At 33.2% G+C, this 25,642-nt stretch carries 16 protein-coding genes; 10 read left to right on the top strand and 6 right to left on the bottom strand.

Annotated elements, in window-relative coordinates; genetic code table 11:
- Positions 1-204 precede the first annotated feature (204 nt).
- The 10 genes from DMA14_RS06525 to DMA14_RS06480 all read left to right on the top strand — a co-directional run bounded on the left by DMA14_RS06525 (position 205) and on the right by DMA14_RS06480 (position 17,374).
- The gene (locus DMA14_RS06525) at positions 205-870 is read left to right on the top strand and encodes a S24 family peptidase (RefSeq protein ID WP_111423962.1); all 666 of its coding nucleotides are present in this window, start codon (positions 205-207) and stop codon (positions 868-870) included.
- Positions 871-1,001: 131 nt separating this feature from the next.
- Positions 1,002-1,466, top strand: a complete 465-nt coding sequence (locus DMA14_RS06520) for a hypothetical protein (RefSeq protein WP_111423961.1) — start codon at positions 1,002-1,004, stop codon at positions 1,464-1,466.
- Positions 1,467-1,906: 440 nt separating this feature from the next.
- Positions 1,907-2,917, top strand: a complete 1,011-nt coding sequence (locus DMA14_RS06515) for a LacI family DNA-binding transcriptional regulator (protein ID WP_111423960.1) — start codon at positions 1,907-1,909, stop codon at positions 2,915-2,917.
- Positions 2,918-3,117: 200 nt separating this feature from the next.
- Entirely contained in the window at positions 3,118-6,210 is a 3,093-nt protein-coding gene (locus DMA14_RS06510; protein WP_111423959.1) for a SusC/RagA family TonB-linked outer membrane protein, read from the top strand.
- Positions 6,211-6,221: 11 nt separating this feature from the next.
- Complete coding sequence (locus DMA14_RS06505; protein ID WP_111423958.1) at positions 6,222-7,736, top strand: SusD/RagB family nutrient-binding outer membrane lipoprotein; 1,515 nt, start codon at positions 6,222-6,224, stop codon at positions 7,734-7,736.
- A 442-nt stretch (positions 7,737-8,178) separates the two neighbouring features.
- Positions 8,179-10,167, top strand: a complete 1,989-nt coding sequence (locus DMA14_RS06500) for a beta-mannosidase (protein WP_238989925.1) — start codon at positions 8,179-8,181, stop codon at positions 10,165-10,167.
- A gap of 119 nt (positions 10,168-10,286) precedes the next feature.
- Positions 10,287-12,548 carry a GH92 family glycosyl hydrolase gene (locus DMA14_RS06495; RefSeq protein WP_111423957.1) on the top strand — a complete coding sequence of 754 codons (2,262 nt, stop codon included), beginning with the start codon at positions 10,287-10,289 and terminating at the stop codon, positions 12,546-12,548.
- Between the two features lie 154 nt (positions 12,549-12,702).
- The gene (locus tag DMA14_RS06490) at positions 12,703-14,982 is read left to right on the top strand and encodes a GH92 family glycosyl hydrolase (RefSeq protein ID WP_111423956.1); all 2,280 of its coding nucleotides are present in this window, start codon (positions 12,703-12,705) and stop codon (positions 14,980-14,982) included.
- Positions 14,983-14,988: 6 nt separating this feature from the next.
- Entirely contained in the window at positions 14,989-16,452 is a 1,464-nt protein-coding gene (locus DMA14_RS06485) for a glycoside hydrolase family 125 protein (RefSeq protein WP_111423955.1), read from the top strand.
- Positions 16,453-16,474: 22 nt separating this feature from the next.
- Entirely contained in the window at positions 16,475-17,374 is a 900-nt protein-coding gene (locus tag DMA14_RS06480; protein ID WP_111423954.1) for an ROK family protein, read from the top strand.
- Between the two features lie 462 nt (positions 17,375-17,836).
- Here the strand turns inward: DMA14_RS06480 and DMA14_RS06475 are convergent, their stop codons facing one another.
- The 6 genes from DMA14_RS06475 to hxsB form a co-directional block, all read right to left on the bottom strand.
- Positions 17,837-19,981: a DUF262 domain-containing protein gene (locus tag DMA14_RS06475; protein WP_111423953.1), complete on the bottom strand. Its 2,145-nt coding sequence runs from the start codon at positions 19,979-19,981 to the stop codon at positions 17,837-17,839.
- Complete coding sequence (locus DMA14_RS06470; RefSeq protein ID WP_111423952.1) at positions 19,968-21,497, bottom strand: DUF262 domain-containing protein; 1,530 nt, start codon at positions 21,495-21,497, stop codon at positions 19,968-19,970. The genes DMA14_RS06475 and DMA14_RS06470 overlap by 14 nt, the downstream gene beginning before the upstream one ends.
- 3 nt (positions 21,498-21,500) lie before the next feature.
- Entirely contained in the window at positions 21,501-22,064 is a 564-nt protein-coding gene (locus DMA14_RS06465; protein WP_111423951.1) for a hypothetical protein, read from the bottom strand.
- Positions 22,061-22,921 (bottom strand): HNH endonuclease, encoded by an 861-nt coding sequence (locus tag DMA14_RS06460; protein ID WP_111423950.1) that lies wholly within the window; start codon positions 22,919-22,921, stop codon positions 22,061-22,063. Before DMA14_RS06460 ends, DMA14_RS06465 begins: the two co-directional genes overlap by 4 nt.
- 89 nt (positions 22,922-23,010) lie before the next feature.
- Positions 23,011-24,144, bottom strand: coding sequence for a His-Xaa-Ser system radical SAM maturase HxsC (gene hxsC, locus DMA14_RS06455; protein WP_111423949.1), 1,134 nt, complete (start codon positions 24,142-24,144; stop codon positions 23,011-23,013).
- Positions 24,141-25,637, bottom strand: coding sequence for a His-Xaa-Ser system radical SAM maturase HxsB (gene hxsB / locus DMA14_RS06450; protein ID WP_111423948.1), 1,497 nt, complete (start codon positions 25,635-25,637; stop codon positions 24,141-24,143). Before hxsB ends, hxsC begins: the two co-directional genes overlap by 4 nt.
- Positions 25,638-25,642: the final 5 nt, after the last annotated feature.

The following is a 25,642-nucleotide window of genomic DNA, read 5'->3' as shown; positions in this document are numbered from 1 at the left end:
TTTTTGTTGTTTAATTAACTGATTTTTATGTTTTTGTACTCTTGTTGTGTTGATGCGGTAAATTGTGTGTTGCATGAATTTGTTAAAATTTCTATTGTTTTTAAAATTTATTTTTCTTTACTTTGCAAATATAATGTAAAATTATACATCAAAACAAATTTTTAACGTAAAAAAATACGCTTTTTTATGGGGTCAACTGATAGGATGAGAGAGTACCTTGATTATAAAGGGATTACTAAGTATAAGTTTTGTAACGATTTGGGTTTTTCAAATAAGTTTTTAGACAATAGTAGTAATATGGGAACAGATAAGGCGTGTAAAATTTTACACTACTATCCTGAAATAAATTCTGAGTGGCTTTTAACGGGAAATGGACCTATGATTAAAGAAGATAACACGAGTGTCATGATTATGAAGAATGATAGAAAAACTGCCGACGCAATTCATGTAAATCAAGAAATTCCATTATATGATTTAGAAGCTGTTGCCGGATTAAGAGAGTTATTCAACAGCGGTGAACCACAAAGGGTTTTGGATACGATAAAAATTCCGAACCTGCCAAAATGTGACGGAGCAATTTCGGTTACAGGAGATAGCATGTATCCGTTATTGAAATCAGGAGATATTGTACTGTATAAGGAAACTGAATTTGAAAATATCTTTTTTGGCGAAATGTATCTTTTAAGTGTAAAATTAAATGATTGGGAAGAATACATTACAGTAAAATATGTTCAGAAATCTGATCAGGGGATGGAGTATGTGAAATTGGTAAGCCAGAATTCGCATCATCAGCCAAAAGATATCCATATTTCAAAAATTTCGGCTCTAGCACTTATAAAAGCTAGTATTCGAATCAATACAATGATGTAAAAAGAATTAATTTATAATAAGAAATATGGTTTCTTTAAAAAATCATATTCTGTTATTTTTTTTAAATTTGTTAATAATCCGAAACCAATATCGAATCTTTTTGAGGTATTATTTCGTAACACTTTTTTTAGATGAGCACGATAAATGAAAAGATTGATGATATAGCAGTTAAAGAATTTAAGGGAAACAATAGTTCATTTGCGAAGGCAATGAATACAAGTGAGGCAAACATTCGAAATTATAGGAAAGAAACTATGCCAAAGCTTGATTTTATAGTTAAGTTGCATGACTTGTTTGAAATAAGTTTTGAATACTTGCTTTCTGAAAATGCTGAAATTGGAAGTTACAATATTGAAGATTCGAAAAGTTTTAGTCAAGATCAGGATTTGCTAATTAAAACATTGAAAGCCGAGAATAATCTTTTAAAAGAAAAACTTGAGTTCTTATCAGAGCAAATAGAATTTTATAAAGGTAAAATAGAGTTTTTGTCGCTACAAACAAATGTAAAAAAGACTCAGACAGCAAAAGAAATTGCCGAAGGACTAAAAATTATCGATGAAATAGAGAATTTATTTATCAAGAAATCAGTTAAATAATTCCTTTTAGAAGTTAATAAAAACTCTAATTTGATGTGTTGTTTATGATTTTAATTAGAGAATTATAAGGCTTGTGAGAAAGTCTAAAATATATGAATGAGTTTAAAGAAGACCGATTAGGAAACTAATCGGTTTTTTTTATGCAGAGAAAGAATATTCCAAACAATTGTAAAATTTTTTAAGTTTTTGTAAAAAAGGAACATTCGATATTGTTAAAAACTCTATCAAAATACAGCTAAAACAGTATAAAAATCATAAAATCCATCATAAAAGTCAAAATGACAATAACTTAGTAAAATCTAGTATTTGCTAAATTTTTCGTTTTATTTTGGCGTTAAAAAAGAGATTTATTGAAAAAAAATTTTACTAAAACGTTTTTGTAAACTGTAGTTGCATATATTTGCGATGTACTAAGTATTCAAAAATAAATTTGTTGCCAGATGAAAAAGATTACAATTAGAGATATTGCTAAACAAGCAGAAGTTTCTATTTCTACTGTGTCTTTTGTTATCAACGGAAAAGGCGAAAAAATGGCTATTAGTCCAACTGTAATCAAAAAGGTTCAGGATGTAGCGCAAAAACTGCAATATAAGCCAAGCATGATTGCGAGCAGTTTGAGAACAGGAAAAACAAGATCGATCGGACTTATTGTAGAAGATATTTCCAATCAGTTTTTTGCAGATTTGGCGAGAGTTATAGAAGATGAAGCAAAAAATATAGATTACAGAGTTTTTTACTGTAGTACGGGTGATGATAATAATCGTTCAGAAGAGCTTGTACAAAGTCTTTTACAAGCAAATGTTGAAGGTTTTATTATTACACCGACTCGAAATTTAGAGAAAACAATCGGCCAGCTTTTAAAACTTCAAAAGCCAGTGGTTTTAATCGACCGATATTTTGCCAATCAAAAAGTAAGTCACGTTCTAATGGATAATTATGAAGGATCTTACTCAGCTACTAAATTTTTAATCGGCAAAGGAAAAAAGAATATTGCCGTTGTGAATAATGAATCAGGAATGATTCAGATGAAATTAAGAGAAAAAGGTTATGTAGATGCGTTAAAAGAAGAAGGAATTTATAACGAAAATTACACGCTTCATCTAGATTATCATATAAGTGAACAAAGCAGAATTGATGCGATAGTAAATTTCTTTAAGAAAAATAAAGAGATAGATGCGGTTCTTTTTTCAGCCAACTATCTCGGGCTTGCAGGACTCCAGGCTTTCAGGACTTTGAAATATAAAATTCCCGAAGACGTTTCTGTTATAAGCTTTGATGATCATGACAGCTTCAAATTGCATACACCAACAATCTCAGTCATTGCGCAGCCCATTGAAGAAATTGCTGTCAAATCGATACAGCTGTTAATGAGTCAGATGACAAACTTTGAAGATTTCAAAATTGAAAAAGTTCTCAAGAGAGGAACTTTAATTGTCAGGGAATCAGTTTAAAAATTGAATTAAAAAAGTTGAGGCTTTTTTTTAATCATTTCACTAAAACGATTTAGTAAGAATAAAAATACAGCAGCAATTCAAAAAAGCTGCTTGTCGTGATATTGCAAACAGAGTACAATTTTTTATTAATTATTTAAAAACAAACAACAGATCAAATCAACAAAACAAAATCAAAACCAATAACCAAAAAAACGCTTATGAGACGAATATTAGCAGTGTTAGGAGTGATATTGCTTAGCAGTTTGAGTGCTGCCGCGCAAAATCGATTAATAACCGGTATAGTTACAGATGCAGAGAACAAGGGAATTGTCGGTGCATCAATCGAAGTTCAAGGAAAACCATTTAGTTCTATTACAGACGCCGAAGGCCGATTTAGAATGAATGTTCCTGAAGGAAAAGTTACCTTAAATGTATCTTCTATAGGGTTTCAGTCACAATCAGTGGCAGTGCAAGAAAAAGATACAAGAGTTGCAGTTACATTAGTTGAAACTACGCAAGAATTAAAAGATGTTGTTGTAACTTCATTTGGAGTTAAAAAACAAAAGAAAAGTTTAGGTTACGCAGTTGGAGAACTAAAAGGCGAGGATCTGACAAAAAATAAAGAAATTAACTTAGGAAACGCTCTTCAAGGTAAAATTGCCGGAGTAAACGTTTCGGCGCCAGTTACAGGACCTTCAGGTTCTAGCCGTGTGGTAATTCGTGGAGCAACTTCTGCATCTGGTCTTAATCAGCCGTTGTATGTTGTTGACGGAATTCCGATCGATAATACACAGCAGGGAAATGCCGGAATGTGGGGAGGTGCCGATAAAGGAGATGGTATGTCGTCTTTTAATCCAGACGATATCGCTTCGATGTCTGTATTAAAAGGTAGTGCGGCTTCTGCTCTTTATGGGTACAGAGGATCAAATGGTGTTATCTTAATCACAACTAAAAAAGGTAAAAACGGAACAGGAATTGGAGTAGATTTCAGTACAAATTCTGCTTTCAATACACCTGCAAGCCTTTTGAAATGGCAGGATCAATACGGTGCTGGAGCTCCAAATGCGAGTGGTGTGCCAACTAGATTTAACAATTTACAGGAACTTAGAGATTCTTATTATTTTGCATGGGGAGATAAGTATGACGGTACGCCTTCATTATCACTTGATGGAAAAACAAGACCTTATCAGGCTTACGGAAAAGATAATGTGGAGAATTTCTACAGAACTGGATATTCTTTCAGTAATACTTTAGCAATTTCTGGAGGAAATGAATCTACTAACTTTAGATTGTCTTTCGGAAATACTAAAGATGAATCTATTATGCCAGAAACTACTTTCGGAAGAAATAACGTGGCTTTGAGCTTAAACTCGGCTCCAAATAAAAGAATCAGCATTGAAAGTAATGCTCAATATATTTCTGAAAAAAGCCATAATCGTCCATACTTAAATGATTCACCAAGAAACCCTTCTTTTCCTACTACTTTCATGACTCCAGGTTCAGATATTAGATGGTTAAGCAATCCTTACGATGCTAACGGAGGTGAAGAAGACTTTTTGGGAGCAAACGTATATCATACAAACCCTTATTTTGCTACGAAATCTCCATTAAACGACGATCTTAGAAAGCGTTTTATCGGTTCGGCAAAAGTAAACTATAACATTACAGACAAAATTTATGCTAAAGCTGTTATTGGTATTGATGATGTTAATTATGAATATACTGAAATTGAGCCTACTGGAATAAATTATAACCCAGGCGGATCTATCGAAAACAGAATCGAAACTCGTTCTGAAGTAAATGCTTCTGGTTTCTTAGGCTACAAAGGAGATATTGCTAAAGATCTTTCATTAGATGCTTTTATTGGAGCAAACCGTCAGCATAACAGATACAGCGGTATCAAAATGAAAGGAAACAATTTTATCGTTCCATTCAAATATTTCTACGGAAATACGCAGCCTGATAAAACTGAAAAATTATTCTCAGAAAGTGAAGTGAATTCTCTTTTCTATTCTGCAGATCTTGGATACAAAGATTACTTGTTTCTTAGCTTAACAGGCCGTGAAGACTGGTTTTCAACTTTAGATCCTTCAAACAATAGTACTTTTTATCCTTCTGTAAGTTCAAGTTTTATTTATTCTGAAGTAATCGGTCTTCCAGAATGGATTTCTTATGGTAAGATTAGAGCAGGTTGGGGTAACGTTGGAGGTGCATTGCCAGATGCTTATGCTTTAGCATTGACTTACACAACGCCAGACGGACAGACAGATTCATTAGGACAGCCAATTTTGGGTGTAAATGGAGAAACAATTCCAAACAGAACTTTAAAACCTTATAATGTAAGTACAATTGAGTTTGGTTTCGAGAATACATTCTTCAATAACAGAGTGAGTACAGATTTGACTTTCTATAGCAAAAAGACAACGAATGATATTACCGATGCTGATGTTTCTCAGGCTTCTGGTTATAGAACTACAAAAATCAACGTTGGAGAAATCCTAAACAAAGGGGTGGAGTTTGCTGTTAATGTGAAAGCTGTTAAGACGCCAAGTTTTTCTTGGAATGTAGGTTATAATTTTGCTTACAACGATAGTGAAGTTTTAAATCTTTCTGATAAAATCACAACAAAAACATTAGAAGGAAACAGAGACGGAAGAGCTAATGTCGTTCTAGAAAAAGGACAGCCTTTTGGAGTTATTAAAGCATACGACTATTTAAGAGATGCAAACGGAAATATTGTTTTGGATACAAATGGTAAATTCTTAAGAGGAAATTTAATCATTGCAGGGCAAGGTGTTGCGCCAATGTCTATGGGACTTTCAAATGATTTTTCATACAAAAGTTTTACACTTTCAGTTTTTGTTGATGCGAAATTTGGAGGAGAAATCTATTCTGCAACAAACCAGTTAGGAACACGTTACGGATTATCTGAAATTACACTTCCAGGTCGTGAAAATGGTGTTCAGGTAAGCGGAACAGATGTGAGCGGAAACCCAGTTAATAAAACTGTTTCGGCTTATGATTACTGGAGAAGTTACAGTGATGTAACCTCAAACTTTGTTTATGATGCTGATTTTGTTAAGCTTAGAGCAATTTCATTCGCTTACAATTTCCCAAAAGCATACTTGCAAAAAACACCATTCCAGTCTGTTAGTTTAGCATTTTCTGCTCATAATTTATGGACTATTTATGACAAAGTTCCAAACATCGATCCTGAGTCAAATTACTCAAACAGTAATGCTCAAGGTATGGAGAGAGCTTCTATGCCATTGACAAGAAACTATGGTTTTTCGCTTAATGTCAAATTCTAATTCTTAAAAAGATGAAAAATAGATATATCAAAATATTTTGTGTCGCAATTGTTGGTGCTTTGACATTAGCTTCATGCGATAAAGGATTCGAAGAAATGAATAAGAATCCAAATGCTTTAACAGATCCAGCTGTAAAATCAATGTTTACGCTTGCTGAGATTTATGTAGATGGGCAAGATTTTTCTAATACAAGAGGAAACAATTTATACGCAGCACAAATTGTACAGCAGTTTTCTTCACTTGGAGGACCAGGTTCAAAATACAGCTATTCTTCTGAATATTCTGCAGCGCTTTTTGGCGAAACTTACGGAAAAGGATTAAATCAGATTTTCCAGTTATTATCTGTGGTAGAGAATACGCCAGAGAATTCAAATATGATTCAGGCTTGTAGAATCATGAAAGTTTTCTTGTTCCAAAAATTGACAGATACTTATGGTGAAGTTCCTTATTTTGATGCTGGAAAAGGATACAACGGAAACGTATTTTCTCCAAAATATGATACGCAAGAAGCTATCTACAATGATCTTTTAAAGGAATTAGACGAAGCAGGAACTGCTTTAGACGCTGGAAAACCTTTCGTTGGAAATGCAGATTTGTATTACCAAAGTGATGTTGCAAGATGGAAAAAATTAGCAAACTCTTTAATGCTGAGAGTGGCAATGCGTCTATCTAAAGTAAATCCTGCAAAAGCAAAAGAATTTGTAGAAAAGGCTTATGCAAAAGGAGTTTTTACTTCAAATGATGACAGTTTGGTTTTAAAACACGATGCAGGTCCTGCAGGAGTTAAAACCAATCCAATTACATCTTCTTGGGTTAGAAACGATTTGAACGGAGGAGAATCGAACATTAAATTTAGTAAAACGTTTATCGATATGTTGAAAAACACAAACGATCCACGTTTAAGAATTTATGCAAAACTGGAAGCTACAGGAGACAATAATCCGGCAAGTCAGCAAGGTTTGGCAAATGATGCAAAAGAATTTCCAGGAGGAGACAAAAAACTTTTTTCAGACCCAAATACTTCTACAGTATTGCGTTTAGATGCTCCAACATTAATTATGTCTTATGCTGAGGTGCAGTTTTTATTGGCTGAAGCAGCAGTAAAAGGATGGAACGTTGGAGGATCGGCTCAAACGTATTATGAAAATGGAGTAAGAGCAGCGATGAATATTTTGACCATTTTTGGAGATAAAGTGCCAGCAGTTTCATTAGCAGAATACAACACTTACATTACAACATATCCATTTAAATCTACAGGGACAGAAGCGCAGAAAATCGAACAGATTATCACGCAAAAATGGATTGTATTATTATTCAACGGTTTTGAGGCATTTTCAGAATACAGAAGAACAGGTTACCCAGTTTTAGTTCCTGTTAATGATCCAACTGGAGAAACAAAAGGAACAATTCCGAGAAGATTAATTTATGATCAGTCAGAACTTATTACAAACGAGGCTAATTATAAAGAAGCAATTCAACGTCAAGGTTTAGATTTAATGACCACAAGAATCTGGTGGGATAAATAATTTTTAAATTGGTTGGTTAGTTAAGATAAGTCGGGTAATGAGCATACCCGGCTTATTTTTAAAATCTGCAATTGATTGATCTGAGAAGTAAATATTTGAAAAGTTATTTTATAGATTCAAATACCCTTTTTTTCGCATAAAACAAATTTTGGTTCTGCTGAAAAAGATGGATTTTATTTTCTGTATTTTAAAAATTTAAAAATACTATACTTAAAGTTTATTTCAATTATTTGAATTTAAAACAATCCACATCAAAATAAAACAAAGCATAGGCAGTGGTAAAGAAGATATTTCTAGTTGTATTTTAGAGTTACTAACAAAGAATAAATTCTAAAGAGAAGGAATAGATGCGGTCAGTTCTTTCCTTCTCTAAAACTGCCAAATTACCAGATTACTTACCTTTTTAGTAATTTTAGAAGGTATTAATATATTACTCAGTAAAATGAATTATCAAAATAAACTTCATTGGATAATGTCCTTATTTCTGGCAGGTTTTACATCAATTATCTTTTCGCAGAAAATTGATTTAAAAAACAATTGGACATATCGTGAAGAAAAAACACAAAAATGGTATTCGGCTAGTGTTCCGGGAGAAATTCACACCGATTTGCTCAACAGCAAATTAATACCAGATCCATTTTACAGAGATAACGAAAAAAAACTGCAATGGATTGAACGCAAAAACTGGGAATACAAAACTGCTTTTCAGGTTTCGGCAAATATGCTGAAAAAGAAAAACACAGAATTAGTTTTTGACGGATTAGATACTTATGCTTCTGTTTACTTAAATAATCAGTTGGTTTTAAAAGCCGATAATATGTTTCGTCAATGGCGTGTTGAGGTTAAAAAAGTCTTGAAATCAGGAAATAATGATTTGAGAATCGTATTTCAATCGGCACAAAATGTGGTTGATTCTTTGGCTAAAAAAGATTATCCATTTATAATTCCAGACAATCCGCGTGCTTATGTACGTAAAGCACAATACCATTTTGGTTGGGATTGGGGACCAAAATTTACAACTTGCGGAATATGGAAAACGCCAAGATTGGAAGCTTACGATGAAAAAGAACCTGAAAAACCGTATGTGTTAAATCGAAAAATTGAATTGATACAAGACAAAGACAGTCTCGGGCGCTCTTTTTATTTTAAAATTGACGGAAAACCCGTTTACATGAAAGGAGCCAATTACATTCCATCAGATGCTTTTCTTTCGAGAGTAAATAAAAAAGAATATGAAAAAATAGTTTTATCTGCCAAAGAAGCCAATATGAATATGCTTCGCGTTTGGGGCGGAGGAATTTACGAAGACGATTATTTCTACGATTTATGCGATAAATACGGCATAAATGTTTGGCAAGATTTTATGTTTGCAGGCACGATGGTTCCTGGAGATGATGCTTTTTTTGATAATGTAAAAAAAGAAGTTCAGTATCAGGTAAAAAGACTGCGCCATCATCCAAGTATTGTTTTATGGTGCGGAAATAATGAATCTGATGAAGCCTTTAAAAACTGGGGCTGGATGAAAAGTTTCAAAATTTCAAAGCAAGATTCCATTCGTTTGTGGAAAGATTATACGCGTTTGTTTCATGACAGTATTCCAAAATGGGTAAAAGAAGTCGATGATAAACGTCCGTATTTAAGCTCTTCGCCATTATACCATTGGTCAAAAGCCAAAAGCATCACTGAAGGAGACAGCCATTATTGGGGAATTTGGTGGGGATTGGAAGATATTGAAGCCGTTCAGAAAAAAACAGGAAGATTTGTGAGCGAATACGGAATGTTGTCTTTACCAAATTATAATTCAATTGAAGGTTTTACTTCATCAGAAGACCGACATTTATATTCAGATATACTAAAAGTACATTTAAAAGCGGGCAAAGGTTTTGAAAAATTAGATTCCTATCTCGGTAAGTATTTCATCGATGCTTCTAAAATTAAAAAAATGAATTTAGAAGATTATGCCTATTTGAGTCAGTGTCTGCATTATTATTCCATAAAAAATATTGTTGGGATTCATCGTTTGAAAGCGCCTTATAATATGGGAACTCTAGTCTGGCAATTAAACGACTGCTGGCCTGTAGCAAGCTGGAGTATTACCGATTACCATAATCGACAGCCAAAAGCGGCTTGGTATGCCATAAAAGAAGCCTACAGAGATGACATAAAACCAGAAACCGATTTTATGCATCCAAAAGATTTATCACTAGAAGACCCAAAAATAAGCTGGAAAATAAAAGGGAATAACATAATTATAAAAGCACAGAAAATGGCAAAATATATTTGCGTTTCAATGAAAGGTTATAGTAGAAAATGGAGCGATAATTATTTTGATCTAAAAGCAGGAGAAGAAAAAACAATTTCGTTTGAAGGAAAAATAGCAAAGCCTGAGATTAAGATTTATTCTTTGTATGAGGTTCTTAAAAGGTACTAAGATGCTAAGGTTCTAAGGGACAAAGGTTTTTTGTAGAGACGCACCGCAGTGCGTCTAACATACAGAATTTAAAAATATTTGCTTCAAACTTAAACAGACGCAATCAAAAATAAAAATATATGAGAATACTATTTAATAGTTTTTTGGCTTTGAGCTTACTATTCGCCAATCCAACAATTTCGCAGCAAAAAAAGGAAAAACAAACCAATGTAAATTATACACAATATGTAGATCCGATTATTGGTTCGGCTGGACATGGCCACGTATTTGTGGGTGCAAATGTTCCTTTTGGAGCGGTACAGCTAGGTCCGGTAAATATTTTTGAAGGCTGGGATTGGTGCAGCGGTTACAATTATGCCAGCAATACCATTTTAGGCTTCACACACACGCATTTAAGTGGAACAGGAATTGGAGATTTAAATGATATTCTGGTGCTTCCTGTCAGCGGAAAAGTCGGTTTGACCAAAGGAACAAAAGAAGATATGGTAAACGGTTATGGTTCGTATTTCTCTCATAAAAACGAAGTTGTAAAACCAGGATATTACAGCGTTTTACTGGATAAATATAAAGTTAAAGCCGAATTAACAGCCAGCGAAAGAGTCGGTTTTCATAAATATACTTTTGAGAACACAAACGATTCACACATTTTAATTGATCTTGCTGACGGAATTGGTTGGGACAGACCTGTAAAAACGTTCATTAAAAAAATAAGCGAAACTAAGATTGAAGGCTATCGTTATTCTGCAGGTTGGGCAGCAGATCAACGCATTTATTTTGCAATGGAATTCTCTGAACCAATCACAAATATGATGGTTTACGACAGTACAGCCGTAGTTAAAGGAACAGAAGGTGAGGGCTTAAAAATAAAAGCGGTTTTAGATTTCAAAACCTTAAAAAATAAACAGATTCTGGTGAAAGTGGGGATTTCTCCAGTTAGTACAGAAAATGCATCTGCTAATATAAAAGCAGAGATCCCGAATTGGGATTTTGAAGCTGTCGTAAAACTGGCAGATTCAAAATGGAACAAAGAGCTCAATAAAGTTCAGATAAAAGCAGACGAAAAAACAATGAAAGTTTTCTATACTTCATTGTATCACACTATGTTTGCGCCTTCCATTTTTAATGATGCGAACGGAGATTATCTGGGAACAGATAAAAAAGTCTACGAAAAAGCCAATTTTACCAATTACACTACTTTTTCACTTTGGGATACGTACCGCGGACTGCATCCATTGTATACCATTACACAGCCAGAAAAAATCAATGATATTGTAAAATCGTTTTTAGCGATTTATAAGCAGCAGGGCAGATTGCCGGTTTGGCATTTAATGGGCAATGAGACCAATACCATGAACGGAAATCATTCTATAGCTGTTATTGTCGATGCGTATTTAAAAGGATATCGTGATTATGATGTCAATTTAGCATACGAAGCCATTAAAAAAACGGCTATGCAGACGCGTGACGGAATGGATTATGTTCAGAAACTCGAATATATTCCTGCTGATAAACTATTAGAATCTGTTGGAAACGCTTTAGAATATGCCATAGATGATTACTGTATCGCTTTGATGGCGAAATCTTTAAACAAAACAGACGATTATAATTATTTCACGAAAAGAGCCAATTTATACAAACTGTATTTTGATAAAGAAACCACTTTTATGCGTGGTAAATTAACAAATGGAAATTGGAGAACGCCATTTAATCCGCTTTCATCAGCGCATCGTAAAGATGATTATGTGGAAGGAAATGCATGGCAGTACACTTGGCTGGTGCCGCAGGATCCATACGGTTTAATCGATTTATTTGGAAGCGAAGAGAAATTTATCGCAAAATTGGATTCGCTTTTCCTGCTGACTGATAAAGTAGAAGGTGAGGATGTTTCGCCAGATATCAGCGGTTTAATAGGGCAGTACGCTCACGGAAATGAGCCAAATCATCATATTCCGTATTTGTATGCGTATGTAGGACAGCCTTGGAAAACAGCGAAATTAATTCGAGAAATCGATGAGAAATTCTACTCAACAAAACCAGACGGATTGTGCGGTAACGAAGATTTAGGGCAAATGTCGGCTTGGTATATTTTATCTTCTATGGGATTCTATTCGGTTAATCCTGCAAACGGAATTTATGTTTTAGGAAGTCCGTTAGTAAATAATGCTGTAATTCATTATAAAAAAGGAATTTCATTTACGATAAATGTGGTTAATAACAGCACTCCAAATATGTATATTCAAAAAGCTGAATATAACGGAAAGCCTTACACAAAATCATATATCACGCAAGAAATGATCGTAAAAGGAGGAGAGCTGAAATTATATATGGGAAATAAACCATCAGCAACATTTGGAGTTAAGAAAGAAGATAGGCCGTTGTAAGTAGTGTTCAGTGTTCAGTTTTTAGTGAGCAGTTTCCTAACAGGTTAAAACCTGTTAGGTATAATTTAAGCTTTAGGCAAACGAGATAGGCATTTTACAAAGAATAAAAATACCTAACAGGTTTAAAAAATCTGTTCGGATAACAACACATAGTATGAAAATAAAAAGTTTAATTTTTTTTGGATTAATACACTGTTGCATTTCCATAAATGCACAAGTTAAAGAACCTGTAGAGTATGTAAACCCGTTAATGGGAACGCAGTCTTTGCACAATCTTTCCAACGGAAATACGTATCCCGCAATCTGCAGACCTTGGGGAATGAATTTCTGGACGCCTCAAACAGGGAAAATGGGTGATGGATGGGCATATACTTATACAGCAGAAAAAATAAAGGGATTTAAACAGACACATCAGCCATCGCCTTGGATGAACGATTACGGTCAGTTTTCGATTATGCCGGTTACAGGTAAATTGGCTTTCGCCGAAGACGAACGTTCAAGCTGGTTCAGCCATAAAGCTGAGGTTTCAAAACCGTATTATTACAGCGTTTATCTGGCTGATCATGATGTTACCACCGAAATTACGACAACAGTAAGAGCAGCGCATTTTCAGATCACATTTCCAGAAAACGAAAAATCTTCTATTGTAATCGACGCTTTTGATAAAGGTTCGTATATCAAAATAATTCCTTCAGAGAATAAAATAATAGGTTATACAACTAGAAATAGTGGTGGAGTTCCTCAAAATTTCAAAAACTATTTTGTGATGATTTTTGACAAGAAGTTCTTAACCAATTCAACTTGGATTGATAAAGTTTTAACTGCTGATAAATTAGACGCAGAAGGAAATCATGTCGGTGCTGTGGTTGGATTTAAAACCAAAAAAGGAGAAAAAGTAAATGTTAGAGTGGCATCTTCTTTTATAAGTCAGGAGCAGGCCGAATTGAATCTGAAAAATGAATTAGGCACATCGACTTTTGAAGAAACAGTTTCACAGTCTAAAGCCGAATGGAATAAAGTTTTAGGAAAAATTGCTGTAGAAGACAACAATATAGATCAGTTAAGAACTTTTTATTCATGTTTATACCGAACAGTTTGCTTTCCTCAGAAACAATATGAAATTGACAAAGAAGGAAAAATTGTGCACTACAGCCCATACAACGGAAAAGTTCTCTCAGGTTATATGTATGCAGGAACTGGATTTTGGGATACTTTCCGTGCCTTATACCCTTTGCTAAATCTGGTTTATCCTTCTATAAACAAAGAAATGCAGGAAGGATTGATAAACGATTATAAAGAAGGCGGATTTCTGCCAGAATGGTCAAGTCCAGGTTTTAGAGATGTAATGGTTGGGAATAATTCTGCTTCTGTAGTTTCTGATGCTTATATGAAAGGATTACGTGGTTATGATATCAATACTTTATACGAAGCTTTATTGCACGGAGCTAATAACGAAGGTCCACTAGAAGCGGTTGGTAGAAAAGGTGTTCAATATTATAATACTTTAGGATATGTTCCGTATGATGTGAAGATTAACGAAAATGCGGCGAGAACGCTTGAATACGCTTATGATGATTTTACAATCTGGAAACTGGCGAAAGCATTAAATCGCCCGAAAAAAGAAATCAGTCTGTATGAAAAACGAATGTTGAATTACAAAAAACTCTACAATCCAGAAATAGGATTAATGAGTGGAAGAAATAAAGATGGCAGTTTTCCAGCCAATTTTAATCCGTTTAAATGGGGTGATGCCTTTACTGAAGGAAACAGCTGGCATTATAGCTGGAGTGTTTTTCACGACATTCAAGGTTTGATCGATTTAATGGGCGGAGAGAAAAATTTTACCACAAAATTAGACGCCGTATTTACAATGCCTCCAATTTTTGACGACAGTTATTATGGAGCTGTTATTCACGAAATCCGCGAAATGCAGATTATGAATATGGGGCAATACGCGCATGGAAACCAGCCAATTCAGCACATGATTTATTTATATAATTACGCAGGAGAACCTTGGAAAACACAATACTGGTCAAGAGAAGTCATGAACCGTTTGTATAAACCAACTCCAGACGGTTATTGCGGAGATGAAGATAATGGACAAACTTCTGCATGGTATATTTTCTCGGCCATGGGATTCTATCCAGTTTGCCCAGGAACAGAAGAATATGTTTTGGGAGCACCTTTGTTTAAAAAAACAACTTTGCAGTTAGAAAACGGAAAACAGCTTATTATCAATGCACCAAATAATTCAGAAACCAACAAATATGTAAACGAATTAAAATGGGATAATACTCTTCATACCAAAAATTATATCAATCATTTTGATGTATTGAAAGGGGGAGAATTAAATTTTGATATGACAAGTTCTCCAAATTTCAAAAGAGGAACAACAAAAGAAGCTTATCCATATTCTTATTCAACTTCAAAATAAAAATATATGCAGTCACGTAGAAAATTTATAAGAAACGCAGGCATTTTTTCAGCAGGATTATTGGCACTTCAAACAGAAGCTTTCGGATTTAATTCAGATACTTTTCCCTTTCCGCTAAAAGATTTTGTTTCTAAAAGACCTCCTGTTGCCGAAAGAAAATTTACAAGCAAAGCAATTGAAGCTGCTATTGTACGTATTAAAAAACAAATCGCTAATCCAGAATTGGCATGGATATTCGAAAACTGTTTTCCAAACACATTAGATACAACAGTCGATTTTGAAATTATTGACGGAAAACCCGATACTTATGTAATTACAGGAGATATTGACGCGATGTGGCTTAGAGACAGTACAGCGCAAATCTGGCCGTATATTCCGTTTGTAAAAGAAGATCCGAAACTGGCAGAACTGGTAAAAGGCGTAATTAATCGTCAAGCGAAATGTATTCTGTTAGATCCGTATGCGAATGCTTTTTATAAAGATTTTACGAAGGAAAGCGAATGGAAAAATGACCTTACTAAAATGCAGCCCGGAATCCATGAAAGAAAATGGGAAATTGACAGTTTGTGTTACCCAGTTCGATTAGCGCATGGATATTGGAAAGAAACGGGAGATATCAGTTTATTTGATGCCAAATGGAAAGAAGCGATGCTTTTGATCCTTCAGACTTTTAAAGAACAGCAGCGAATGGACGGCAAAGGAGGACCTTATAGTTTTCAGCGTCAGACGGCTTGGGCGACAGATGGCGTTCCTTTAGGCGGTTATGGTTATCCTGTAAAACCGTGCGGATTGATCGTTTCAACTTTCCGACCAAGTGACGATTCTACTTTGTTTGGTTATCTGATTCCAAGCAATATGTTTGCTATTGAAATACTAGGTTATTTAATCGAAATTTTCTCTTTACCTGCTTTAAAAGACAATGATTTGGTTGCGAAAGCCACAAAATTAAGAGACGAAGTTCAAAAAGGACTTAATGAACACGGAATTATCAATCATCCGAAATTCGGAAAAATTATTGCTTTTGAAGTAAACGGATATGGTAGTTTCCACATGATGGACGACGCTAATGTACCATCTTTATTGTCATTGCCTTATTTAGGTGCAATTGCTCCAAATGATCCTTTATATCTGAATACACGAAAAGTGGTGCTATCTGAGAATAATCCATTTTTCTATAAAGGAAAAGCAGGAGAAGGTATTGGTGGTCCGCACACAGGAGTTGATACAATCTGGCCTATGAGTATTGTTTTGAGAGCGATTACAAGTGTAGACGAAAAAGAAATAAAAGCTTGTATAAGTAATTTGATTAAAACCAATGCCGACACCGGATTCATGCACGAATCGTTCCATAAAGATGACGTGAATAAATTTACCCGTAAATGGTTTGCTTGGGCGAATACATTATTTGGCGAAATGATTGTACATACCAGTATTCATTATCCTCAAATTTTAAAAGACAAAAATATCTAGTACTAAAGCTAAATAAACAAAAATGAATACATCACATGCCATTGGGCTAGATATAGGAGGAACGCATATTACAGCTGCGGTTATTAATAAAACAGAAATGAAAGTTCTTGATTTTTCGCTTTGTAAAGAATCTTTTGATTCGAATATGCCAGCAGATCAGGTCATGAGTATCTGGAAAAAAATAGTCAGCACCTCAATTGAAAATTCTAAAATTAAAGATATTACAGGGATAGCGATTTGCATGCCTGGACCATTTGATTATAAAACTGGTGTTTGTTGGATTAAAGACCAGTCTAAATACGAACATTTTTACGGATTAAACATTCGAGAATTGCTTCTGGAAACTCTGGGTTTTCCTGCAGATTTTCCAGTTCTTTTTGAAAATGACGCTGTTTGTTTTGGAAAAGGTGAAGTTTTTAAACAGCAGGAGAATCTTTCTAAAAAAGTAATGGCTGTAACATTAGGAACTGGATTAGGTGCTTGTTTCATTGATAAAGGAACATCAATCAGTTCGGGTAATTCTGTTCCCGCTGATGGTGAAATTTACAATCTGCCCTATAAAGATGGAATTGCCGAAGATTATGTTTCGGTTAGAGGCCTTTTATCGCATTATAAATCTTTAAGCGGTAGTGATCTTAATAATGGCTTAGAACTTTATAATCTAGCAAAAAAGGGAGATCAGCAGGCAATTCAGGTGTTTGAAAGAATGGGAGAGGATTTAGCCACAGTTGTTATTCCGTGGATTAAAAACTTTACAGCAGATCATATTATTATCGGTGGAAAAATTGCCAATGCGAGCGATTTGTTTTTGTCATCATTCAATAAAACAATTCAGGAGTCTGACTTAAAAGTTGAGGTTTCCATTTCAAATGATAATGAAATTGCAGCATTATTAGGAGCGGTCAGTTTCCTTTGCGATTAAAAACAAGAACGGATGAGGTAATAACTCATCCGTTTTTTTATTTTAACTGGTATTTTTAATCCTCTTTGTTTTGATAAAAAATGCTAAAAGCAATAAAAAAAGCCTTTAAATACACGTATTTAAAGGCTTTTACTTTTTAAGTTTCTTTTGAAACTACTACTGGCGGAGAAAGAGGCTCCGCCACCTGTATCGTAAGCACCAGTAAACACTGAGTGTTATGTTTATTCAAAAAAATAAGGGTACCAATAGGTAACTCTTAATAATCTTTATTTTTTAATCATGTAAAAATGCATAAAATCTATGAGAATAACAAGCATAAAATTATAAAACATCTAATCTATCTTAATGCTGTAATTTTATAAAGAATTGATATGAGACATCGAATTTAGTTGTTGATAAAATAAGATTTTGACATCCGACTTTCACAAAAAAACTGGGTATATCTTTTAATATTTTTAATTACTAAGATTCTAAATGTTTTTTATATAAAGGCATTAAATGTTCTTCTAAATGATATTTTGCTTTATTAAAATTCCAATCTCCTTTTTTCCAGCCTTTTTCCTCATCTTCAAAATCTACCAGCTTAAAAATAAGGGATGATTTTAGGGAATTAATAGAATTTTTATCTAGTTTTAAATTATGCATTATTTTCTTTTCATTTACATCAAGTGCCCCATATTGCGAGTTTTCACTCACAGTCAGCAGCACCAAATTTCCAAAATAATCTTTTAAGATTGGATCGGTTACTTGCGGATATAAAGCGCGATCAGCTTCTTCTTCAAAACCATTTTTGCTTTGAGGAAAAATATGCTCTATAGAAGTTTTAAAAGTTATTTTGTATTTATTCCATACATCAAATTCAGCATCTTGTATCATCTCTTTAAAATCATTTCTATATTTCCAAATAAGATATTCTGTTTTGTAAAACCAATATCTAAAGAAAAATACTCCCTTTAATGCTGTTAATTTATGCGAAACAAATTTAAAATCTCCATGTGATTTCGTTTCTGTCTTGGAAAGTGCTGCAAAACTCAACTCAGACATATTTTGGTCTTCATTTTGTTGATTGTAAAAATAATTATCTAGATTTTCTATAAAAGATACAGCTGAGATTATAGAATTGGCATACGTTTCTTGAATAGAATTTTGAAAATATCGGTTGTATAAATAGTGTAGAAAAGGAGTAATCCAGTATTGTGTTTTAGATTCCTGTACGATATGAAGGACAGACTGTGCTAGACTGAGCTGTCTATTACTTTCAACAAATTCTCTTTTTACGGAATATGTATATTTACCTTTGTTTGAATGAACTTTGTTAAAATAGTATTTATTTACCAATAAACTTTCTTGATTTTCTTCATCTTCTAAAGTCCATTTAATGACGAATTTGTCAAAAAGAAATCTCAAATCGAATAGTAGATTTATAAATTTTTCGACATTCTCAGGAAATGAAAATATACCACTTTCGATGTTAAAATATAAGAGCAGGTTTTTTGAATCTATTGAAATTGCATCGCCTTTATGTATAAGGTTGTAGACTCTTAAAGTGTGTAGAAGAAACTGCGAAAAGCTAATAATGCTTTTAGCACTTTTATTTTCTTTATTCTTTTTAGTAACTGATGCATCCGGTTCATCTTTTAAAATTTTGAGGAGATCAATTGGTTTTCTGAAAGTATCAATATAGTTGTTTAATGAAAAATAATCATTGGCTTTATTGGAATCGAAATCGCTGTTAAAAATGAGAGGATTAATTACATCTTCCCATTTTTGTGATACTATGCTGTAAACGCTTCTTTCTATATAAAGATTCATGTCAGAACAAACCTCCCATTTATAGACTAATTGATCTATTTGTTCTTGTGAATATTTGTATCCTCTTAAAACTTTTAAAAATCTTGATTTAAGTATCTGATGATTTTCTAACTGCTTTCCGCCGCTATTCAGAGACTCAAAAATTTGATTAAGATTATTTTTTGAAGGCACAGTGGTTTGAACCATAAGTAGATTTTGAAAAATATAATCTCCAAATTTATTTATTAACGCTGTGTTCCAGCCATATTTTCCCTTTCCATTCCTAATCGTATTGTATATGTTGATAATTCCGGTAACGATTGGCTCGATTGAATCATCGCTATTTTTCAGGTCGATATTTTCATTTAATAAAATATCAATGGTTTTAGAACTTAATGATGCAAAATAGTCGTTTACATTTTCTCTCGAAGTAAAGCTTAAACGCGGCGTGCCATTTATAAAAGCAAAGTTTCTTAAATTTTCATTGTATTTACTCAGCAGGATCGAAATAAGCCACAAAGTGGTAAAACGTTGCTGTCCGTCAATTAAATCAATAGTTATGTTGTTATCATTAGCAGTATTAGCAAACATCATGTTGCCGATATAATAGGATTCTTCTTGTTCAAAAAAAGCTTCTATAATATCTTCTACAAAAAGTTTTATTTCTTCAATTTCCCAGACATACAAACGTTGATACAATGGAATTTGAAGATGAATAGTGACAGGATGATACAGCAGTTTTTCTAAACTAAAACTGTTTGCAGTAATTTCATCTTCTGTTTTTATAACTTCTCCGATGGTTTTAAATCCTATCATTTTCTTTGTTTAATTTATTGTTTTTCCAGTTGATTGTTCTGTAATGTTTGCTATCAGTTTCATTTGAATAAAGTGCCAAAGCTCCGCGAATATATATTGGCCTGGATGTATAGAATCCATATTCAATAGCACCTACGCTTGTTTTTAAAACTCCGTCTTTTTTATATACTTTAATATCTCTGACTCTAACTTTTGTTTTATACTGAACTGTTTCGGCGATTAAAATATCTGGGGAAGTATTAAGATAGATATATTGTAAAATATTGAACTCACCACGCATAATTACTATAGGAGAGTTCATTTGGACCTTTTGCAGTGTCAAAAATTTATTGCCTAGAATTTGTTCAATTTCAAATGCAAATTCTTCTAAACGATAATCTTCAAATTTAATATAATAACCCAATATCAAGACATAATAGAAATGGAGGAAATAATCATTAAATGATGTTTTTACAAGTTCAGTGATTTTCTTTAAATATTCAGACTGGGGATTTATAAAGAGCAGCTCAAAATAACTCTCCAGTTTTTCTAAAGAAAGGAAGAAACCCAAACCTTTTTGAACTGGATGAAGGGGATTGAATTCAATAAACTTATTAAAATTGACTGTTTCCTTAGAAATAGAATTATCATTAGTATCGGATTCTTCATTGTCGATTACTGTCCTGTTCATATTTCTTATACTTGGAAATAACTTAATCAATTTTATATCGTCAATGTATCGTATCGAATTTTCTCTAAAAAATGTTTCTATTGTATTTTTGGTTATGATAGAAAAGTTTCCTTTCGTCCAGTAATTGTGCTGAACCCATAAAAGTGTGACAAAATAATTAAGAGAATAGATGCGATTGTTTTTGAAATTGCTGCTTTCTACTTTCGCATTTAAGCTGTCAAAGCTGGTAGCCATTTTCTTTTGAAGCAGTTCTTCGCCTTTTAGTTCTCTAAGATGATACGATTTTAAAATATTGATTGTATCCAGCTTTTTCCCTTTGCTGTTAAGTGAATCAAAAAACTGAAAAGCCTTATTTTCATCTGATGTCAATACTACATTTAAACATATTTTGTTAATGATAGAATTATAATGACTTTTTGTAAACGAAAATTGATCCTTGTTAGCTTTTATAATGTTTTTAATTGCTGTAATGTTTTTAACAGATATAGTACTGTGAAAAATAAACTGTGTGTGATTCAGGAAACAATTTTCAGGGTCAATGAGATAATCCAGAATAAGAAAGGTGGTTAAACGCTGCTGCCCGTCGACGATTTGCAATTCGTCATCACCGTTTTTGTTTAATAAAATGGAACCCAGATAAAAGTCGCTCGTGTCTTTTACTTCATCACGTAAAAAGAAATGCTCATCGATGTCTTTAAATAATTTTAACACCAATCGTTCGTCCCATTCGTATGGGCGCTGAAAATCGGGGATCGTGAGTTTGTTTTGAAATAGATCGTGTAAGCTGATCGTACCAACTTCAAGAGCTGCAGTTTTCTTTTCTAATGTCGTTTTAATTTCCTCCATTTTTTACAAGTGCCAATTTTCAACTTTAAAAACTCTGCTATCTATTTTTGAAGCACCAATAAATTCAAAAGCTTCAACATTCACCAAAATATAACGTAGTCTGGGACTGCCTTCCCATTTCTTTAAAGTTTTTCTCATTTTTTGTTTCAGGAAAGAGGGAGCAGCATTAAAAGCTTCTCCTTCAAATTCTTCATCCTTTATTTTAATGGTGAAATCTCCTTTTCCAACATGATGCGTTGTGCCCAGACGAAGTGTGAATTTAGCATCTTTAATCTCATTGTTGGCCGCGATCAATTGTAGTAAACCATTTAAAATCACAAGATCAGATGCTATTCTGTTTGCTGCTTCAAAAGGAGAAATGTTTTCATAAACACCTATTTTTACGGGATTGCTTTCGTCTTTTCTTTTTAGAAAAGTGATCATTTCATAATGAGAGCCCAAATTGGGGACAACAGGAAACGGATTGTCTGTCAGTAGTTTTAAATAGTTAGTTTTAAAAATATTTAATTCTTCATAATTCAAATCAGATAATTTGTCCTGATCAAAAAGTGATATTACTTTTTTCATTTAATTACTTTTTCTTTGTTTCTTACGGAACTAAAATTAGGATAGTGATTGCTGTCACGGGGCAGATTTATTTTTTGATTGTTGTACTGCCAATATTCAGAATCCTGTAATGAAGGATGAATTTCAATTACATAATTTTCAGAAATAGTAAGCAATCGTTTTTCATCGTGGTATAAATCAAACAAATCGTGAATATCTGATCGTAGTAAAATACCATTGCTTATAACACTTGTGTCTGCTCCGGCATACGGTTGTATGTGTGCAGCTTCTAACAATCGTTCTACTTTACTTCCTGTTACGGCACACGTTTTTTCGTAGGCTTTTATAAGTTCTGATCTGAATTTGGATTGACGAAAGCGCTTTTTTATTTTTTGAAAAAAATATTCCAGCTGCTCTTCGTCAAGTTCATTTTCAATTAAACTGATTATAGGATTTTCAAGAATTTTTTCTAAATCAAAGTCTTGAGAATAAAGAAGTATTTTTTTTGTGCTGTTTCCTCCGTATGCAGTTTTTTTCTGTCCCGACTCTTTGATTGATTTTTTTATATTTTTTAAAAAGGCTTCAAAATCATGTATTTTATTTAGGTCTATTTTGAAATCTTCATTAAAAGAAATTTTTCGGTCCGTATTATTTTTATACGATGAAGAATTAGAGGCAACGTATATTTCTAAGTCAGAAACGTTACAGTTTTGTAAACTTTTCAGAACAAAAGCAAGTAATAAACTATGCTCCGGATTTCTGTAATTATTAGATTCTTTTGTACCGCCTCGAGATTCTATAACTACTCCTTTTAATCCCGTGTTAGATTCTTTTCCATAATTTAATGTAGCATCAAATACTGTTTTTATTTCTTTCATGGTTCTTTTGAAATACTTTTTTTTTTTGGTTTGAGACAAATTGCCTAAAGAAAAGCCTCAATAGGAGATTTGGTTAAATGTTTTTTAAGCTATGAAAAATATATAGCTTTTATAAAATCACTATGTTTCTTAATTCCAGATGCAAACATTCCTCCGCATTGATCTAATAAATCACATTTGTTACATTCATCGAAATAAATATTTTTCCAGTCAGAAATTGATTTACGGGAATATTTCCAAAGATTCTCTGGTAATGTGCATAGCTGGGCATTGTAGATCGAAACATTCATTCCAAAATCTGATAGATAGCTTACTGCTTCTGTCAATTCCTGTTGATATTCAACAGGATCAATCCATAATTTATCAATGTTGAAAGAGGTATAACCTTCATGTTCTAACCCCATAAAAGCGATATGTTCAACAAACGGCAGATTTTTATATATGAATTTTGCCAGTTTTGCTAATCTGGGAATTGTCTGTTTGTGTAGTACTATTCTAATTTCTATTCTTTGCCCGTATTTGGCAAGATTATAAATACCTTGTATGGTTTGATTAAATGCATCTTTAGCCTGTACAATATAATCATGAATGTGATAAACGTCTGCATATAATGGAACAGCTAACATCAATCTTTTATGATCTATTTCTCCAACTTTCTGCGCAACATTTTCCCATGCAAAAGATCTTCCGTTTGTTAAACAATGAAGCTCAGTCTCAGGAAGTTCTTCTTTCAACTGCTTTATTAATTTTAAAAATCTATTGCCAAGTAAAGTTGGTTCTCCACCCGTTATTCCAATTTCAGGGCAATCCTTAGGTATTAATGGAATAGCTTGACTGTACTGACTAAAGAAATAATCAGTGTCATCTCTGTCTTTTGGAGGCTGTGAACACATTAAACAATTACTGTTACAGCGTTCTGTAAAAAGTAAAAAATTATGATCAGAATTTTTACGATAAATTGTATTAATAATACCGTCTGTATTGATAATTACAATGTCACCTTCATCTAGATGGTCTAGTTTTTCTATTGAATGAATAATTGGAATTTCTAAAGAAGAAATGATTTTAACGGTGGATAAAACAGCTTTAAACTTGTACCAGGTTTTTGAAAAAATAGTTTCAGAAATAAAAATTTCATATTCTATATTTTCAGGAATTCTTGTAACTCTGCCGATTATGGGTGTATTAATGTCGTACGGGCTTCCTTTAGTTTTAAGTATCATTCGCTATGTCCTGTTATCCAGCTTCTAAATATTTTTTCAATCGATTTGTCTTCCATTAAATCAAAGAGATAACGAATTATTTCCATGTTTTTTTGGCAAAATACATTTGTTGGACGATAACCATACATATTTCCCTGGGTAGCATGATTGAGAACAGGGTCAGCTCCACAATATGATTGAAAAGCACACTCAGAGCATCCTGCTAAAGATTCATTCGTCCAGTTTTCTGCAATTTCCATTGCTTTTTTTCCATAAAAAATTTCATTGTAAGTACTTTGCCCGAGAATCCCAAGCTGAAAAGTAAAGTCGTTCATTTCTGCCAGCATTCTGGCTTCGTCAGAAGCGTAGATTTTTCCATCATAATTAAATACGATGACATTATTAATCATTCCAGCTGGAGATTGAAGATCTACATATCCAACAGGAAAAGAAGTTAAAATCTTTTTTAAAATTACTGTGGCGTAATCTTCACGTATATAATATCCCTTTTTATTATAATCAATTATTTTTTCAAATGCAGATTTATAAAAGGTCAAGAATTTTTCTGTTTGATATTTGTTTTTCTTTTCATTGTAAGTGGCAAAACCATATGGGCTTATTGGACGCAGAAAAATATTTGAAAAACCTTGTTTAACATATTCTTCAACAATTTCAGTAGGATAATCCAGTGATAAATTTGTAGTTGTTAGTAACGCTGAAATATTATCTTCTCCTAGTATCGCTCGACATTTGTTTAATCCTTCAATAGTTACTTCGTAACTATTACGCTGCGGTCGATGTCTATTTTGGTTATGAATAAAAGCTGGTCCATCTAAAGAAGAAGAAATCATAATATTATGCTCTTTTATAAAAGGCAACATATCATCTGTTAGAGGTGCAAGGTTAGTACAAATTACAAATGTCATATGTTTTTCATATAGTAAGGCTTCTTCTTTAGCCTTTAATACAGCATATTTGATATTATTGAATGCAAGGAGAGCTTCACCTCCTTGAAACTCCATTGTAATATGCGGATTGGGAGAATGCATCATTATCTTTATTCCTTCATCAATATGGTATAATGACATGTCAAATTCATCTTTGTTTTCTGTAACTCGAGACACTTGGCAGTAATGACAAGTATGTTCACATCTTAGTGATATCACAAAAATATGCAGAGCAGTAAAATGATCTAAAAATGATTTTTTGGTTCTATAACGGGCTTCAAGTATATTTAAAAGTGGCGGTATAACTTCTTCGGATATAAAAAAGTTGCTGATTAAGTCTAAATAAAGATCTTCATCCTTAATTTTATCTAGTTTTTTTAATATTATTTGTTCAGCCGTTCCAACTGGCACCAGTAGAAAGTCTCCAACTTCGTTTACTAAAATTTCTGTTTTAGAATTAATTTTTTGAAATCTAAAAGGGAGGAGAAAGTAATTACTTACATCATGATTCTGATAATAATTAATTTCTTTAAATTTTCTATTTTTCTTTTGTATTACTGAAATCATAGTTG

It is taken from the genome of Flavobacterium sharifuzzamanii (assembly GCF_003254585.1).
GTDB lineage: Bacteria > Bacteroidota > Bacteroidia > Flavobacteriales > Flavobacteriaceae > Flavobacterium > Flavobacterium sharifuzzamanii.
Note: the sequence above shows the minus strand (reverse complement) of the source record. Positions and strands in the feature narration are given on the sequence as shown.

Excerpts from the sequence above, each read along its gene's own strand:
- DMA14_RS06465 (WP_111423951.1), bottom strand. The coding sequence starts at position 22,064 with ATGAAAAAAGTAATATCACTTTTTGATCAGGACAAATTATCTGATTTG.
- DMA14_RS06490 (WP_111423956.1), top strand. The coding sequence starts at position 12,703 with ATGAAAATAAAAAGTTTAATTTTTTTTGGATTAATACACTGTTGCATT.
- DMA14_RS06505 (WP_111423958.1), top strand. The coding sequence starts at position 6,222 with ATGAAAAATAGATATATCAAAATATTTTGTGTCGCAATTGTTGGTGCT.
- DMA14_RS06515 (WP_111423960.1), top strand. The coding sequence starts at position 1,907 with ATGAAAAAGATTACAATTAGAGATATTGCTAAACAAGCAGAAGTTTCT.
- DMA14_RS06470 (WP_111423952.1), bottom strand. The coding sequence starts at position 21,497 with ATGGAGGAAATTAAAACGACATTAGAAAAGAAAACTGCAGCTCTTGAA.
- hxsC (WP_111423949.1), bottom strand. The coding sequence starts at position 24,144 with ATGATACTTAAAACTAAAGGAAGCCCGTACGACATTAATACACCCATA.
- DMA14_RS06485 (WP_111423955.1), top strand. The coding sequence starts at position 14,989 with ATGCAGTCACGTAGAAAATTTATAAGAAACGCAGGCATTTTTTCAGCA.
- hxsB (WP_111423948.1), bottom strand. The coding sequence starts at position 25,637 with ATGATTTCAGTAATACAAAAGAAAAATAGAAAATTTAAAGAAATTAAT.
- DMA14_RS06510 (WP_111423959.1), top strand. The coding sequence starts at position 3,118 with ATGAGACGAATATTAGCAGTGTTAGGAGTGATATTGCTTAGCAGTTTG.
- DMA14_RS06525 (WP_111423962.1), top strand. The coding sequence starts at position 205 with ATGAGAGAGTACCTTGATTATAAAGGGATTACTAAGTATAAGTTTTGT.
- DMA14_RS06475 (WP_111423953.1), bottom strand. The coding sequence starts at position 19,981 with ATGATAGGATTTAAAACCATCGGAGAAGTTATAAAAACAGAAGATGAA.
- DMA14_RS06500 (WP_238989925.1), top strand. The coding sequence starts at position 8,179 with ATGAATTATCAAAATAAACTTCATTGGATAATGTCCTTATTTCTGGCA.
- DMA14_RS06520 (WP_111423961.1), top strand. The coding sequence starts at position 1,002 with ATGAGCACGATAAATGAAAAGATTGATGATATAGCAGTTAAAGAATTT.
- DMA14_RS06480 (WP_111423954.1), top strand. The coding sequence starts at position 16,475 with ATGAATACATCACATGCCATTGGGCTAGATATAGGAGGAACGCATATT.
- DMA14_RS06460 (WP_111423950.1), bottom strand. The coding sequence starts at position 22,921 with ATGAAAGAAATAAAAACAGTATTTGATGCTACATTAAATTATGGAAAA.
- DMA14_RS06495 (WP_111423957.1), top strand. The coding sequence starts at position 10,287 with ATGAGAATACTATTTAATAGTTTTTTGGCTTTGAGCTTACTATTCGCC.